The sequence below is a fragment of the Mycobacterium sp. genome, from assembly GCF_050701515.1.
In the GTDB taxonomy this organism is placed as follows: Bacteria; Actinomycetota; Actinomycetes; order Mycobacteriales; family Mycobacteriaceae; genus Mycobacterium.
Window position 1 is genome coordinate 1 of the sequence record NZ_JBOGDB010000165.1, and the last position, 15,021, is coordinate 15,021.

The following is a 15,021-nucleotide window of genomic DNA, read 5'->3' on the forward strand; positions in this document are numbered from 1 at the left end:
ATGCCCGTGTAGTGCATTCCGACGACAGCGACGCCCATTACGAGCCCTGCGACGAATCGCAGCACCAGCGACTCGAGGACGAGCGTGAACCACAGCGCGGCCGTCGCTGCGACCACGGCGATCAGGATCGACAGGGCGACAAGGCCTTTGTCGTACGCGATCGTGCCCTGGATTTGCACCGCCCACATGCCGGTGTAGTGCATCAGGGCGACGGCCAGGCCCGTGATCACGCCACCGGGGATGAGCCGGCGCAGATCGACGGTCCGGCCGATGGTGATCAGCCCGACGAACACCGCCGAGATCGACAGCACCGCTGATGCGACGGTCCATCCAAGGTGGTAGCGGACCACGCTGTTCGGGATCGCGAAGCCGAGCATCGCGATGAAATGCATCAGCCAGATCGCCACCCCGCCGATGGCGATCGACGCCATGGCGAGCCAGCGCAACCGATCGCGGTTGTCGGACGCCGCGGCGCTGTGACGGGTGCACGCCAGCCCGACGACCGAGCCGGTCACCGAGACGATGTACGCCAGAAACAGCAGCCAGAGGCCCATGTCGAAGTGGTGTACGTGATTATGCATGGTCGGTTCCTTGAGACTGTGGAGGCGGACAGGGGATCAGGGCACCGTCGTCGACAGACGATCAAGTGCGTACGAGGTGATCGCGATCAACGCGTTCTTCGCCGAATCGCGTTGCCGTGCGTCGACGCTGATGATCGGGACGCTCGGGGGCACTGCGAGTGCTTCCCGCAAATCCTCGACGATAAAGGTCGGGGCATTGTCGAACTCGTTGACGGCGATGAGAAACGGTAGGTTTCGTGCCTCGAAGAAGTCGACGGCGGCAAAGCTGTCCTCGAGCCTGCGGGTGTCGACGAGCACGACGGCACCGATCGCGCCACACACAAGGTCGTCCCACATGAACCAGAACCGGCGTTGTCCTGGCGTGCCGAAGAGGTACAGCACGAGGTCGTCCGCGATCGTGATCCGGCCGAAATCCATTGCGACCGTGGTGCTCTCCTTACCAGGGGTCGCCTCGAGGTCATCGTGGCTGTCCGAGACGCTCGTGACGAGGGCCTCGGTGGTCAACGGCACGATCTCCGACACCGCGCCGACGAACGTGGTCTTGCCGACACCGAAGCCACCGGCAATCACGATCTTAGTCGACGACGCAGTACCGCCGGGGTCATAGTGCTCGTAACCCATCGAGGGTCCTTTCGATCAGTCGGCGCCGTTCCGAAACGGTCGAATGGTCGGTCAGCGTGGCGTGAACACGAAGATGGCCGCTCTCCACCAGATCCCCCACCAGCACCCGGGTCACTCCGATCGGCAGTTCGGCGTAGGACGAGATCTCGGCGATCGACGGCCGGCCGCGGCACAACCGGACGATCGCAGTGCGGACATCGCCTGGCGCCCAATCGAGCTCGCCGCTCGCCATCAGGGTCTCCACCGTAACCTCGATCGGCAGCTCGATCCGGGGGCGGGTTCGCCCGCCCGTGAGTGTGTATGGCCGGGCGCGATTGGGTGATCGTTTTGTCTCTGGCGTGTCCATGCTGAGGGTCATCGAACTCCCTGCGTCGCACGCGGAGTGGCCTGTACCGCCTTGCCGACCCGGTCGACGAGCACCGCCATCTCGTATCCGACCTGCCCGACTTCACACGAGATCGACGCCAGCGCAGCGAGATACGATCCGTTCCCGACACCCATCAACAGCAGGTAGCCATCGTCCATCTCAACGATCGACTGGCGGACGTCTCCAGCCTCGAACAACCGGGCGGCGCCGGTGGACAGGCTCGCCAAACCCGATGTCACGGCTGCCAGTTGGTCCGCGCGATCAGCCGGCAGATGAGAGCTCGCCGCCATCAGGAGACCGTCGGCCGACACGAGAATCGCGTGTGACACGCCTGGCACGTCACGGACGAAGTTGGACACGAACCAGTCGAGGGTCCGAGTGGTCGCAGGTACGGAGCTTGCGGACCGACCGTCCCGTTGGGTGCCGTTGTTCATCGGTCTCCTTCGATTCGACGGTGTGCTCCAATGCTTTCGGAACGTCCGCTGCGAACACCGGCCAGTGCTCGGCTCAGCATGTCTGCAATCGCCGCGGGATCGCGCCCCACGTCGGCGTCGGCGTCGGATCCCCTCCCGGCGTGGCCCGGCACCAGCCGCGCGCCGCGTTCGCGGATCGGCAGCCCGGATTCAGTGTGCCGCTCCGGTTTCTGCTCGACCGCCTTCGCAGCGGCGGCCCAGCCGGCGTCGGCAACGGTGGCCCAATCCCCGTCGCGTGATTCGAGCGTGGTCGGGTCCATCAGCCATTCGGAAACCATCCGCTCGAAAATCGGCGCACTCTCGGACTCGATGTTCGGCAACGCAGGTTCGGCAGCCGGCGTGGACTGTGGCGGGCTGGACGGGGCCGGCGTGGCCTGCGAAGGCGGCGCGTCGGGCGTTGACCGAGTGGTGAAGAAGGCAAACGTATTCGATGTCGACTGGCGTGCCGGCCCCTGCTCGGCGGCTACCGCCGGCTCCACGGCTGTCCGTCCGTCCTGGGGGCCGGCGACGTCGTTGACACCGCTCGCACCGGGCGACCGCTTCGGGAACATGCTGCCGTTGTGCGCCGAGGCATCCGATCCGCTCGTCGGTGTGGTCGCCGGCGAGCCCACCTCGTCGTCGTCACGTGCGCTGGCGGCACCGCCGTCGAGTTCGCTCCCGAGCTCACGGTCCGGTACACGCCCGTGCTCGGTGGACCGAGGCAGCGCGTCGCCGTACGATCCGGCAAGCGGATCGTCGAGTGGATCGACGATTTCGGCCGGCGGGGCAATCAGCGTGCCGGGTAAGTGCACACTAGCCGTCACACCGGGCCGATCGTTCAACGCGTCGGTGGTGCGGAGCCGGACAGTGGCCTCGTGGCGTCGCGCAAGCCGGCCGACGACGAAAAGGCCCATCCTCTTGGCAGTTTCGGGAGTTACCTCGCCGCCCAGCGCGAGCCGTTCGTTCGCCGCGCGCAAGTCCTCCGCGGACATACCGAGTCCCCGATCGGCCACCTCGACCAGGATGCCGCCATCGACCGCGCGCGAGACCGTCACCGATACCGACGATTCCGGCGGCGAGTACCGCAATGCATTGTCGAGCAGCTCCGCGATGAGGTGGCCGACATCACCCGCCGCCGCGCCGACGATCGAGACGTCGCCGGTAGGGCCGGCCTTGACCCGACGGTACTGCTCGACCTCGGACATCGCGGCGCGCAGCACTTCCGGCAGCGGCACGGGCGCCGACCGGCGGTGGTGTTCCACCGTGTCGGCAAGCACGAGCAGATTGTCGCCGTTGCGGCGCATGCGCGTCACGAGGTGATCGAGCCGAAACAGATGATCGAGCCGGACCGGATCGTCTTCGTCGAGCTCGAGTGTCTCGATCAGCGCCAGCTGCTCTTCTACGAGGGATCTGCTTCGGCGGGAAAGGGTTTCGAACATGTCGCCGATCTGCAGGCGGACGCCGTGCTCGCCGGCCAGGCGGACCGCTTGAAAGTGGATGTCGTCGATCGCGCGCGCCAGCTGCCCCACTTCTTCGTTGGTCCTGACCGGCAGCGCCGTGATCTCAGGCACGCCACCACCCTTGCTGAGTCGATCGATCTCCTCGGGCAGCTGGACCCGCGCGACCTGCAGTGCGCTGCGGCGTAGGCCACCGATCGACCGTATCAGCGACCGGCCGACTCCAAGTGCAACGACGAGTGCGGTTAGCACTGCACCGAGGAAGATCGCGGTGTCACGGAGGGCCGCGGATCGCAACGCATTGGCCCGAGTATGCACCGTGCGCTCGAGATCGGACGAAAGTTGTTGTGCCATAGCATGATATTGGTCGACGCTCGCCTGCATCGCGCTGGTGAACTGGGTCGCGTACACGGATTCGCCCAGCGGCCGGGTGTAGGCATCGCGCCGAAGGTCGGATGCCCCGCGCAACGCCGTGCCTTCACCCGTCGGCGTCAGCTGGGCGAGCCGATCAATCGCCGCCGCCTCTGCACCTGCCGCTTCCGCCGCCTTGGTCCGCAGCACGACCGAATCGACGAAGTCCGGCGCGGCGACCAGCACCCGCTGCGTTGTCAGCGCCCGCTGCGCCGCAAGAACGTTCCCGAGCCGGTCCGCAATCGGGCGCACGGCGTCGTCGCCGACGGTCGCCGTTGCCGTTGCGATCGCCGAGGAGACACCGATCGCCACACTCTCCGCTCGCTCGGCGATCCGTAGCTGCGGCACTGGGCCGGATGCGATCTCGTCGCGCAACGTCTTCGCCGTCGAGGATGCGGTCGCGAGCTCCGCAGTGACTGTCGGGTCGAACTCCGCAGACGTGATCAGCGACGCCAGGGCCGTCACGCTCGCGTCGAACTGTGTGAGCGGTTCCGCGATCGGCGCACCCGAGGCGGCGGCGTAGGCGAGACCATCGAGTCGATCGACGAACTCGACTGCAGGCACCACGATCCCGGCGTTGCCGGACGCGACGCTCAACTTCGATGCCGCCGAGAGTTCGTTCTGGATCCGCAGCGCGCCGAACGTCACAGCGAGCACGACAGGGAGTACCATGATCGCCGCGACTTTCCATCGCAACGGCCAGCCCGCGACCGATGCCCGCGACACGGCCGGATGCGCAGGTTCGACGACGTTCGGACCATTGGCATCCATGCCGTGCCACCCTCCGCCGGGTCAATTGACGTTCGAGTAGAAGCACCCAGCCAACGCGATGGTAGAGCAGTTATCACGGTTATGCATCGACTGGGTGAACGACAGCAGCCTCGCGGTGTCGCAAAACCGCAGGTGACGCCTGTCTTGATAACGAAACGATCACAACAATCGTCCCAGTCGGCGGCAGCCTCGGCCCGCTTATTCCCGCGGACACGTCAGCGGCCTGCGTCAAGGATCAGCCGGAGTAATACACCTCTGAAGTGGGGCTGAAGTGGGGCGGGCGGGGCTCGAACCCGCGACCGACGGATTATGAGTCCGCAGCTCTAACCAACTGAGCTACCGCCCCCAGTCCAGCGTTGTCGCCGCTGCGCGCTCCACTACGTTAGCGCCCCTCGGAATCGTTTCGTTGCCGACCGGCGGTCCAGTGGCGATCTACCATCAATCCGCCGCGTCGCTGCGAGTCAGGGGACCATGCCGATGCCAACAGATTCCGAAGCCGCATCGTCGGCGCGCCCGACCGGCGGCTCAAAGCCGGTCCGGCTGGCCGTTGTCCTCGCCGCGCTCGGAGTCGTCTTCGGCGACATCGGGACCAGCCCGATCTACACCGTCCAAACCGTGTTCAACCCCCGCGACCCGCATCCTGTTCCCCTCAGCGCCGACAACGTGTACGGGGTGGTGTCCCTGATCTTCTGGTCGGTGATGCTCATCGTCACCCTCACCTACGTCACCCTGGTGATGCGCGCGGACAACAATGGCGAGGGCGGCATCATGGCGCTCATCACGCTGTTGCGACGATGGGGCTCGTCACACGGTCGCCGCACCGCGCTGATGTTAGCTGCGCTCGGAGTCTTCGGCTCCGCACTGTTTTTCGGCGACAGCATGATCACACCGGCAATCTCCGTGCTGTCCGCCATCGAGGGCATCGAGGTGGTCGACCCCGACTTCAAGGACTGGGTCATTCCGATCACCGCCGTGATCATCGTCGCGCTCTTCTCCGTCCAGCGGCGTGGCACGGCCGCTGTCGGACGGCTGTTCGGTCCGGTGATGATCACCTGGTTCGTCGCGATCGGCGCGTCTGGAGTGAGCGGCATCGCCGCCCGTCCGGAAATCCTCAAGGCGCTTTCGCCGACCTATGCGCTGACCTTCATGGTCGGGCACTTCGAGATTGCGTTCTTCGCGTTGACCGCGGTCGTGCTCGCGGTCACCGGCGCGGAGGCCCTCTACGCAGACATGGGCCACTTTGGGCGGAAGGCCATCATCCGCGCCTGGCTGTTTGTCGTCCTGCCGGCGCTGGTTCTCAATTACATGGGCCAGGGCGCGCTGCTGATCGGCGATCCGGCCACCATGCGTGCGCCCTTCTTCCTGCTGATTCCCGGCTGGGCATTGTGGCCGATGGTGCTATTGGCCACCGCCGCAACGGTAATCGCGTCGCAGGCGGTAATCACCGGCGCATTTTCGGTGGCGTCGCAGGCCGCTCGACTCGGATATCTGCCGAGGTTGCGGGTGGTGCACACGTCCGCGGCGCAGGCGGGACAGATATACGTGCCGTGGATCAACGGCCTGCTGATGGTCGGGGTCCTCACGCTGGTGCTCGCCTTCCGCAGCTCGGAACGTCTGGCGTATGCCTACGGCATGGCGGTGACCGGCACGATCACGATCACCACGCTGCTCTTCCTCTACTACGCCCGCACCAGGTGGGGCACCCCGCTCTGGCTGGTGCTAACCGGCGGCGGCGCTCTGCTGCTCATCGATCTGCTGTTCGTGGCGGCCAACTTGACCAAACTGGTGCACGGGGCATGGCTGCCGCTGCTGATCGGCATCACCGCATTCACCGTCATGACCACCTGGCAGCGCGGACGTCAGATCGTCACGCGGGCGCGCGAGGAGGCGGAGGGACCGCTCCGCGGATTCATAGACGAACTCCGCGACCGCCAGCCGCCGTTAACGCGCGTTCCCGGCACTGCGGTGTTCCTCAACCGCGGAAAAGAAACCGCTCCACTGGCCATGCGAACCAACGTCGAGCACAATCATGTGCTCCATAAGCACGTGGTGATCATGTCGATCGAGACGCTGCCGGTGCCACGCGTGCCGGAGTCCGAAAGAACGGTGATCGACACTCTTGGCTACAAGAAGAACGGGATCATCTACGTCACAGCGAATTTCGGTTATATGGAAAGGGTGCACGTGCTGGACGCACTTCGCGGACTCGACCCGAAGCAGACCGAAGGCCGGATCTCGGTCGACAGCACCTCCTACTTTCTGTCGAAGCTGGAATTGACGAAGGGCGACCAGCCGACGATGGCGGCCTGGCGCAAGCACCTGTTCATCGCGACGTCCTACATCACCGCCGACGCCGCCGAACATTTCGGCCTACCACGAGACCGCACTTTGATCATGGGATCGCGAATCGAGGTGTAGGCACACGTCGTTCAGCTGAAGACCGTCTGCCCGTCCGCGTCGATGAGATATCGCTCGGTCCCGTTCTCGACTCGGGGAGCATCGGTGGCCAGCGCGACGGCGATCTTGTCACTCGCGTTGCGCATCACGTCCACGTTCAGCTCGAACGCCTGGGCCTCGGTGAAATGCGTGCGAACCCCGGCCGCCACCTCCGGCCGGATAGCGGCGGGCGACCAAATCAGCGCGTCGACGTACCCCAGCGCCGCCTTGTGGCGTTCGGTCAGTTCATCCGACGTCTCGAAGTGGTCGATCTGGGTGTACAGCGACTCCGTTCCACCCGCATCCAACGCATTGCCCTCGCGCAGCGACTGACACAGCCGGCAGTTGTGTTGTCTGGCCCCGCGCAGCCGAACGATTTCAGACGTCACCGGATCGAGCGCGCGCAGTCGGGCAACGCACGGAAGAAACGAGTTGAACAACACGTCGGCCGGATCGCTGTCGTGGTCCCACCGGACCGCGTCCGTCCACGGCACCGGCAGGCCAATTGCCTCCAGTCCGGCACGCACTCTCGGGAGGTAGTCGGCGACGAACGTCAGCATCACCGCGCCGATCACCGACGTTTCCAGAGCGGAGGTAAACCGAGCCCGCAGGTCGTCTCCGATGGACGACACGTCGACGCTGAACTGTTCGGCGAACTCGACGACGGCCGACTCCGCCGCGTCGTCCGGACCGTCGACCGTGATCTCGGCCGGCAGCTGCGGCAGCGAGAGGGTGTTGGCGCAGGTCTGGCGCACCAGCGCGTTGATCCGGCCATAGTCGCGGGGAGCGAGGGCAAGAAGTCGGCCGAGTTCGCCGTTCAACGGATCGTGCACCGTCGCATTATTGCGCCTGACTGACCGACGACATATGAAAGTCAGGGATTCGTATCGACGGCATGGCCGCCCGGGTGGCCCAGTCACCCCACTCCCGCGGCAGGGTGATCTCGCTGACGCCCGCCTCGGTGGCCCGGCGCATCAGGTCCAGCGGGCTTTCGTTGAACCGGAAGTTATTGACCGCGCCGGTCACCTGGCCGTCCTCGACCAGGTAGACGCCGTCGCGGGTCAGCCCGGTCAGCAGCAGCACGGCGGGGTCAACCACACGGATGTACCACATCGTCGTCAACAGCAGTCCGCGTTCGGTGCCGGCGACCATATCGGCCAGGCTCGCCGAACCGCCGGTCATCAGCAGGTTGCCCGCGGGCACCGCGACCGGAACACCGAATTCGCCGGCCGCCGCGCGCGGGTAGGCCAGCGCGTTGATCGTGCCGTCGCGGATCCAGTCGACCCGTTCGACATCCATGCCGTTGTCGAAAATCGACACCCGTTCCGAGGAACTGGGCGCCGCGACGAACGGCAGACACTCCAGGCTCGGGGCGGCAGGATCGGAGTAGATGGTCAGCGGCAGGTCGCTGACCATCTCTCCCACCCGGGTGCCGCCACCGGGCGCCGAAAACGCCGTGCGACCCTCTTGCGCGCCGCGGCCATCCATCGACCACGCCAGGTAGATCATCAAGTCGGCCACCGCGGATGGCGGCAGGATCGTCTGGTAGCGCCCGGCTGGCAGCTCGACGGATCGCCGTGCCCAACCCAGGCGCGTCGAAAGCTGCGCCAGCATCGAATCGGTTGGCACATCGGTGAAGTCGGGCGTGCTGATACCGGCCCAGGCACTGGCGCCGTCCCGCTTGGCATTGATCTCCACCGAACCCGTCGGCTGCGTGTAACGTCGCCGCAGCCCACTCGAGGTGGCGACGAACGTCGTCTCGACGATGTGCCGGGCATAGCCGTACAGTTGGTCCGGCCCCCGGAAACCACGCGCTAATGCATCGGCGACGCCGCCGAAAACCTGCGCGGAGGTACCGGGAATCGGTGCGTCCCAGTCGGTCGGCGTATCGGTAGCAGGCACCGGCGGCGCGCTGTCCCGCGCTTCCGGCGCCGACAGCGCCGCCTTCTGCGATGCCGCCACCAAGCCCGCAATGACCGACGGATCGACTTCACTGGACGTCAACGAACCGACGTGGCCGCTATCGCCCCGGCGCACAATGGAAATCACAGCCGTCCTGCGCTGTACCGACTCGCCGTTGGTGGTCATCGAATTGTTCGCCCACCGCAGCGCGGAATCCACACGGTCGGTGACCAACACGATCGTCTCTTCGGCCTTCCCCAACCGGTCGGCCTCCGCCAACGCCATGTCGATGACCTGCTGCGCGGCGATCACGGCTACCGTCCCCCTTCGGCGCGGGTGTTGAGCACGTCGATGCCGCGAAACAGCGCCGACGGACAGCCATGACTGACCGGGGCGATTTGACCGGGCTGCGCCTTGCCGCAATTGAATGCCCCGCCGAGGCGCCAGCACGATGCGCCGCCAACGGCTTCCAGCGCTCCCCAAAAGTCTGTGGTGGTGGCCTGGTAGGCCACGTCGCGCAGCTGGCCGTCGAGCTTGCCGGCACGGATCCGGAAGAATCGCTGTCCGGTGAACTGAAAGTTATACCGCTGCATATCAATTGACCACGACTTGTCGCCGACGACGTAGATGCCATCGTCAACCTGCCCGATGAGGTCATCGGTGGATAGATCGTCGGCGCCCGGCTGCAGCGACACATTGGCCATCCGCTGGATCGGCACGTGGTGCGGTGAGTCGGCGTAGGAGCAGCCGTTCGACCTCGGCACACCCAGCCGCAGCGCGAACACCCGGTCAAGCTGATACCCGACAAAGATGCCGTCGCGCACCAGATCCCAGCGCTGCGCCTGCACACCTTCGTCGTCCCAGCCGACGCTGGCCAGCCCGAACTCCTCGGTACGGTCGGCGGTCACGGTCATCACCGGCGAGCCGTAGCGCATCATGCCCAGCTTGTCCGGCGTGGCGAACGACGTGCCGGCGTAGGCGGCCTCGTAACCGATGGCTCGATCGTATTCGGTGGCGTGTCCGATGGATTCGTGGATGGTCAGCCACAGATTGGAGGGGTCGATCACCAGGTCGGTCGGCCGGGCCGTCACGCTGGGCGCCTTGACCTTCTCGGCCAGCAATACCGGCAGCTGCGCAAGCTCCGCCGACCAGTCCCACACGTCGTCGCCGGCGACGGCCTCCCAGCCGCGTGCGGTCGGCGGCGCCAGGGTGCGCATGGTCTCGAAGCTTCCCGCTGCGGCGTCGACGGACACCGCCTCCAGCGTCGGATTCACTCGCACTCGTTGCTGGGTGATCGACGAACCGAATGTGTCGGCATAGAACGTCTGCTCCTTCACCGAGTGCAGGCTGGCCGAGGCGTGGTCGACGCCGTCGGCGGCCAGCAGCCGTCCCGAATACTCGGCAAGCACCCCGATCTTGTCGGCCGTCGCGACCGCGAACGGGTCGGTCCGGTAATCCGAGGCCCAGCTGACGTCGGCGTACACCGGTTCGGGAGCCAGCTCGATCGTCTCGCCGTTGAGCGGAGCCAGGGCGCGCGCCACCAGCACCGCGCGACGGGCCGTCTCGGCCGCCACCTCGGGATTCAGCTCGGCGTGCGAGGCAAAACCCCAGGTGCCGTCCACGATGACCCGCACCGCGAGGCCGATCTCGCGGTCGACGACGGAGGTCTCCAACTCACCGTCGCGCAGCCGCACGACCTCGTTGGTGGTGCGGTGGATGCGCAGGTCGGCGTGGCTGGCGCCGGCCGCCACGGCGGCGGACAGCGCCGCATCGGCGAGTTGATGTCGCGGCAGCCCGAGGAAGTCGGCGTCGACCTGTCGGCTGGCTGTCACGGCTAACACCGTAGTTCGACCGGGCCGGGCCCGCTTTAATGGCTCGGTGGCCGCCAATCGGATCCGATCAACGCCGCTGGGGTATGCACTGCTCGCTCCCAGCCTATTCGGGGTGGTCACCTTCCTGCTGCTGCCGATGCTGGTCGTGGCGTGGCTCAGTGTGCATCGCTGGGACCTGTTGGGCCCGATTCGCTATGTCGGACTGGATAATTGGCGTTTGGTGCTGGCCGATCCGTCGTTTGCGACCTCGCTGTTGGCCACGGCGCTGTTCATCGCGATCGTGGTGCCCACCCAAACAATGCTGGGGCTGATCGCAGCGGCCATGCTGGCCCGCGACCTGCCGGGCAGCGGCTTTTTCCGCACACTGTATGTGCTGCCGTGGATCTGTGCCCCGCTGGCGATCGCCGTGCTGTGGCGGTGGATCCTGGCGCCCACCGACGGCGCGGTCAGCACGCTGCTGGGACAACGGATCGAGTGGCTCACCGATCCGGACTTGGCACTGCCCGTCGTCTCGGCGGTGACGATCTGGACCAACGTCGGCTACGTCACGCTGTTCTTTCTGGCCGGCATCCTCGCCATCCCCGCCGACATCCACGACGCGGCGCGCACGGACGGCGCAACCGCATGGCAGCGGTTCCGGCGCATCACCCTTCCGATGCTGCGTCCGACGCTGTTCTTCGTGCTGGTCACCGGGATCATCAGCGCCGCCCAGGTATTCGACACCGTCTACGCGCTGACCGCGGGCGGTCCGCAGGGCCGCACCGACCTGATCGCGCACCGCATCTACGCCGAGGCGTTCGGCGCCGCCGCGGTCGGACGGGCGGCGGTGATGACGATCGTGTTATTCGTCCTCTTGGTCGGCGTGACCGTCGTCCAGCACCTGTATTTCCGGCGGCGGATCACCTATGACATCGCCTAGCCGGATGGCGTCGGGGTCGGTCATCTACGCCGTGCTGGCCGCCGGTGCGGTGATAACCCTGGCGCCGTTCGCGCTGGGGTTGCTGACGTCGTTCACCTCGGCGCGGCAGTTCAACACGGAGTCCCCCTTGTCGTGGCCGGCCCCACCGACACTGGAGAACTACACCGGGCTGGCCGACGCCGGGTTCGGCCGCGCCCTGGTGGTCACCGCGCTGATGACCGCCGTGATTCTGCTGGGCCAACTGACATTCTCCGTCTTGGCGGCCTATGCCTTCGCGCGCTTGGACTTCCCGGGCCGCGACACATTGTTCTGGTGCTACATCGCGACGTTGATGGTGCCCGCGACAGTGACGGTGGTGCCGCTGTATCTGATGATGGCGCAAGCAGGCCTGCGCAATACCTTCTGGGCTCTGGTAGTGCCGTTCATGTTCGGCTCGCCCTACGCGATCTTTTTGTTGCGTGAGTACTTTCGCACTATTCCCGCCGATCTGATCAACGCAGCGCGCATCGACGGCGCCAACACGCTCGATGTCCTGGTGCACGTGGTGGTGCCGGCCAGCAAGCCCATCTTGGTGACGCTGGCACTGATCACCGTTGTCTCTCAATGGAATAACTTCATGTGGCCCTTGGTGATCACCAGCGGCGACAAATGGCAGGTGCTGACCGTCGCGACCGCGGCTCTGCAGTCACGCTACAACGCGCAGTGGACGCTGGTGATGGCTGCCACGACGGTGGCAATCGTTCCGCTGATCGTGCTCTTCGTCGCCCTCGGCCGGCACATCGTCCGGTCAATAGTCGTGACGGGGCTGAAATGAGCTTGCGACCAAGGTTTTCCACGCTTCTTGCGACTGCGCTTGCACTGTCGATGACCGCGCTGTTGGTGGCGGCGATACTGCTGGGCCGCTCGGCGGAGCCCGACGGCCGGACGGTGGTGACGGTGCGGCTGTGGGACGAGCAGGTGGCGACGGCATACCGGCAGTCCTTCGCCGAGTTCTCCCGGGAAAACCCGGACATCGAAGTGCGCGTCAACGTGGTGGCGTACGCGACCTATTTCGACACGCTGCGGACCGACGTCGCGGGCGGCAGCGCAGACGACATCTTCTGGTTGTCCAACGCATACTTCGCCGGATATGCCGACGGCGGCAGGCTGATGAACATCGAAAAGACGTTGGGACCGAGCGCCGCGGATGCCGGTCTGCCCGGCTCAGCCGGGGTGGCCTGGGAGCCGTCGGTGGTGGATCAGTTCACCCGCGACGGCGTGCTGTGGGGCATCCCGCAACTCACCGACGCCGGGATCGCGGTGTACTTCAATGCCGACCTGGTTGAGGCGGCGGGTGTCGATCTGACACAGTTGGTCGCACTGCGCTGGTCTCCCGGCGGCGACGACACTCTGCGGCCGCTGCTGGCCCGGTTGACCGTGGACGCCAACGGGCGCCGCGCCGACCAACCCGGCTTCGACCCCCGGCGGGTCCGGCAGTGGGGTTACAACGCGGCCAACGACCTTCAAGGCATCTATCTCAACTACATCGGCTCGGCCGGCGGCGTCTTCTCCGACGGCGATCGATTCGCCTTCGACAACCCGGCATCGGCCGAGGCATTCGAGTATCTGGTGCGGCTGATCAACGAGGATCACGTCGCCCCGCCGGCGTCGGACACCAACAGCAACAGTGACTTCTCCCGCAACCAGTTCCTGCAGGGCAGGATGGCACTGTTCCAATCCGGCACCTACAACCTGGCCGCGATCGCCGAACAGAGTCGATTCCATTGGGGCGTTGTCATGCTTCCGGCGGGACCAGCGGGGCGAGTGAGCGTCACCAACGGCATTGCCGCCGCCGGTAATTCGGCGTCTAAACATCCCGACGCCGTGCGCCGGGTGCTGGCCTGGATGGGCAGCACCCGTGGCAATCAGCACCTCGGAGCCCGCGGCGCGGCCGTTCCCGCGGTGCTCGCGGCGCAGCGCGTCTATTTCGACTACTGGGCACGCCGCGGAATCGACGTCGGGCCGTTCTTCACCGTGCTCAACGGTCCGCGCATCCCCGCACCGGGCGGGCCCGGCTTCGCCGCGGGATACCAGGCGTTGCAGCCCTACTTCGACGAGATGTTCCTCGGGCGCGCCGACGTGGACAGCAGCCTGGCCGATGCTCAGGCTGCCGCGAACGCCGCGGCCGAGCGCTAACTGGTGCCCAGCAGCGTGAGTTCCAGCGCCAGCGCGACGCCGCACACCGCCACGACGATCGAAAGTGCCACCCAGTCCCGCACTTTCGGCCGCGACGGCGCCGCCGAGATCTGACCCGCACCCCCGCGCGCGGTAATCGCGTCGCCCATCTCGTCGGCACGCCGCAGCGCCACGATGATCGCCGCGGCGATCAGGTCGATGACTTCCAAGGCCCATCGCCGCCGACGCGCGCGCCGAGTGGTCAGCACCGGCTTCGGTCGCAGCCGGCGCGCCGCATACAGGATGCGGAACTCGTCGATCAGCATCGGAAACGCCCGCAGCGCCAGTGCCAGCGCGACCGCCCAGTCGTCGACCGGGATCCGCAGCGGGCGCAGCGGCCTGCCCAACTTCGCTACCGCCGGCGCGATCTCGGCGACGTTGGTGGTCCACGACACCATGGCGCCCAGCCCGAGCAGCACGATCGACAACGCGGTGATGCGCAGGAACTTCAGCAGGCCTCCCAGGCCCACCTCGATCGTCCCCAAATCGATGATCGGGCTGCCGCCGGCGAAAGTGGCGGTGACGCCGCCGAGAATCAGCAGGATCCACAGCCAGCGCGGTATCGACGGCAATGCACCACGCGGGATTCTCGCCAGCCATGCGGCCGCAAGCACCAGGGCCGCCACGAAACCGATCGGCACCCAGCCCGGGTAGAACGTCAGCAGCACGCCGATGCCCGCCACCACAACGAGTTTGGTGCCCGCCCACAGGTCGTGAATGACCGTGCGGCCGGGCACCGGCCGCAGCAGCACGACCGGCCTGCGTTGCCTGCGAGTGGGTGCGGTCATGACATGCCCCCGGCCGTGGTCGGCGCCGTCGCCAACACACCGTCCTGCAGGTGCAGGATGCGCGGGCACAGGTCTTCCAACCCGGAGAAGTCGTGTGAGATGACGACGACCGTCAGCCCGGCGCGGCGCCGCAGATCCTCGAGCAGTCGCAGCAGTCCGCGCTGGCTGGCGGCGTCGAGCCCGGCCAGCGGCTCGTCGAGGATGAGCGCGCGCGGCGAGCGGGCCAGCAGCCCGGCTAGCACGACGCGGCGCATCTGCCCGCCGCTGAGC

At 66.5% G+C, this 15,021-nt stretch carries 14 protein-coding genes and 1 tRNA gene; 4 read left to right on the forward strand and 11 right to left on the reverse strand.

Annotated elements, in window-relative coordinates; genetic code table 11:
• The 6 genes from ACRDU5_RS13840 to ACRDU5_RS13865 all read right to left on the reverse strand — a co-directional run.
• The coding region (locus ACRDU5_RS13840; protein ID WP_526615137.1) for an MHYT domain-containing protein at nt 1–581 on the reverse strand (581 nt) is incomplete at its 3' end.
• A gap of 36 nt (nt 582–617) precedes the next feature.
• Nucleotides 618–1,202, reverse strand: coding sequence for a GTP-binding protein (locus tag ACRDU5_RS13845; RefSeq protein WP_526615138.1), 585 nt, complete (start codon nt 1,200–1,202; stop codon nt 618–620).
• Nucleotides 1,183–1,560 carry a DUF742 domain-containing protein gene (locus ACRDU5_RS13850; RefSeq protein ID WP_526615139.1) on the reverse strand — a complete coding sequence of 126 codons (378 nt, stop codon included), beginning with the start codon at nt 1,558–1,560 and terminating at the stop codon, nt 1,183–1,185. The genes ACRDU5_RS13845 and ACRDU5_RS13850 overlap by 20 nt, the downstream gene beginning before the upstream one ends.
• Nucleotides 1,557–2,003 (reverse strand): roadblock/LC7 domain-containing protein, encoded by a 447-nt coding sequence (locus ACRDU5_RS13855; protein ID WP_526615140.1) that lies wholly within the window; start codon nt 2,001–2,003, stop codon nt 1,557–1,559. The genes ACRDU5_RS13850 and ACRDU5_RS13855 overlap by 4 nt, the downstream gene beginning before the upstream one ends.
• Nucleotides 2,000–4,660 carry a sensor histidine kinase gene (locus ACRDU5_RS13860; RefSeq protein WP_526615141.1) on the reverse strand — a complete coding sequence of 887 codons (2,661 nt, stop codon included), beginning with the start codon at nt 4,658–4,660 and terminating at the stop codon, nt 2,000–2,002. Before ACRDU5_RS13860 ends, ACRDU5_RS13855 begins: the two co-directional genes overlap by 4 nt.
• Before the next feature lie 272 nt (nt 4,661–4,932).
• Nucleotides 4,933–5,006 (reverse strand) — tRNA-Ile (locus tag ACRDU5_RS13865).
• Nucleotides 5,007–5,137: 131 nt separating this feature from the next.
• On the opposite strand from ACRDU5_RS13865, the gene ACRDU5_RS13870 reads away from it, so the two are divergent.
• Complete coding sequence (locus ACRDU5_RS13870; protein ID WP_526615142.1) at nt 5,138–7,078, forward strand: potassium transporter Kup; 1,941 nt, start codon at nt 5,138–5,140, stop codon at nt 7,076–7,078.
• A gap of 11 nt (nt 7,079–7,089) precedes the next feature.
• Here ACRDU5_RS13870 and ACRDU5_RS13875 read toward each other — a convergent pair whose 3' ends face one another.
• From ACRDU5_RS13875 to ACRDU5_RS13885, 3 genes are read right to left on the reverse strand one after another with little or no spacing between them, the layout of a single operon-like run.
• Complete coding sequence (locus ACRDU5_RS13875) at nt 7,090–7,929, reverse strand: carboxymuconolactone decarboxylase family protein (protein WP_526615143.1); 840 nt, start codon at nt 7,927–7,929, stop codon at nt 7,090–7,092.
• Nucleotides 7,930–7,936: 7 nt separating this feature from the next.
• A complete protein-coding gene (locus ACRDU5_RS13880; RefSeq protein WP_526615144.1) occupies nt 7,937–9,310 on the reverse strand; it encodes a metallopeptidase TldD-related protein in 1,374 nt (457 codons plus the stop codon).
• Nucleotides 9,311–9,312: 2 nt separating this feature from the next.
• Complete coding sequence (locus ACRDU5_RS13885) at nt 9,313–10,830, reverse strand: metallopeptidase TldD-related protein (protein ID WP_526615145.1); 1,518 nt, start codon at nt 10,828–10,830, stop codon at nt 9,313–9,315.
• Between the two features lie 46 nt (nt 10,831–10,876).
• Between ACRDU5_RS13885 and ACRDU5_RS13890 the strand changes: the two genes are divergently transcribed.
• From ACRDU5_RS13890 to ACRDU5_RS13900, 3 genes are read left to right on the forward strand one after another with little or no spacing between them, the layout of a single operon-like run.
• Entirely contained in the window at nt 10,877–11,749 is an 873-nt protein-coding gene (locus ACRDU5_RS13890; protein WP_526615146.1) for a carbohydrate ABC transporter permease, read from the forward strand.
• Nucleotides 11,736–12,563 (forward strand): carbohydrate ABC transporter permease, encoded by an 828-nt coding sequence (locus tag ACRDU5_RS13895; RefSeq protein WP_526615147.1) that lies wholly within the window; start codon nt 11,736–11,738, stop codon nt 12,561–12,563. The genes ACRDU5_RS13890 and ACRDU5_RS13895 overlap by 14 nt, the downstream gene beginning before the upstream one ends.
• Nucleotides 12,560–13,924 (forward strand): ABC transporter substrate-binding protein, encoded by a 1,365-nt coding sequence (locus ACRDU5_RS13900; RefSeq protein ID WP_526615148.1) that lies wholly within the window; start codon nt 12,560–12,562, stop codon nt 13,922–13,924. The genes ACRDU5_RS13895 and ACRDU5_RS13900 overlap by 4 nt, the downstream gene beginning before the upstream one ends.
• Here the strand turns inward: ACRDU5_RS13900 and ACRDU5_RS13905 are convergent.
• Both ACRDU5_RS13905 and ACRDU5_RS13910 read right to left on the reverse strand, forming a co-directional pair.
• Nucleotides 13,921–14,751, reverse strand: a complete 831-nt coding sequence (locus tag ACRDU5_RS13905; RefSeq protein ID WP_526615150.1) for an energy-coupling factor transporter transmembrane component T family protein — start codon at nt 14,749–14,751, stop codon at nt 13,921–13,923. The two genes, ACRDU5_RS13900 and ACRDU5_RS13905, sit on opposite strands and share 4 nt — an antisense overlap.
• Nucleotides 14,748–15,021: ATP-binding cassette domain-containing protein (locus ACRDU5_RS13910; RefSeq protein ID WP_526615151.1), on the reverse strand; the 274-nt coding region annotated here is incomplete at its 5' end. The genes ACRDU5_RS13905 and ACRDU5_RS13910, both read right to left, overlap by 4 nt.

What these genes read in the sequence shown, in the direction of transcription:
- ACRDU5_RS13845 (WP_526615138.1), bottom strand. Translation starts at nt 1,202, where the DNA reads ATGGGTTACGAGCACTATGACCCCGGCGGTACTGCGTCGTCGACTAAG.
- ACRDU5_RS13850 (WP_526615139.1), bottom strand. Translation starts at nt 1,560, where the DNA reads ATGACCCTCAGCATGGACACGCCAGAGACAAAACGATCACCCAATCGC.
- ACRDU5_RS13855 (WP_526615140.1), bottom strand. Translation starts at nt 2,003, where the DNA reads ATGAACAACGGCACCCAACGGGACGGTCGGTCCGCAAGCTCCGTACCT.
- ACRDU5_RS13860 (WP_526615141.1), bottom strand. Translation starts at nt 4,660, where the DNA reads ATGGATGCCAATGGTCCGAACGTCGTCGAACCTGCGCATCCGGCCGTG.
- ACRDU5_RS13870 (WP_526615142.1), top strand. Translation starts at nt 5,138, where the DNA reads ATGCCAACAGATTCCGAAGCCGCATCGTCGGCGCGCCCGACCGGCGGC.
- ACRDU5_RS13895 (WP_526615147.1), top strand. Translation starts at nt 11,736, where the DNA reads ATGACATCGCCTAGCCGGATGGCGTCGGGGTCGGTCATCTACGCCGTG.
- ACRDU5_RS13900 (WP_526615148.1), top strand. Translation starts at nt 12,560, where the DNA reads ATGAGCTTGCGACCAAGGTTTTCCACGCTTCTTGCGACTGCGCTTGCA.
- ACRDU5_RS13905 (WP_526615150.1), bottom strand. Translation starts at nt 14,751, where the DNA reads ATGACCGCACCCACTCGCAGGCAACGCAGGCCGGTCGTGCTGCTGCGG.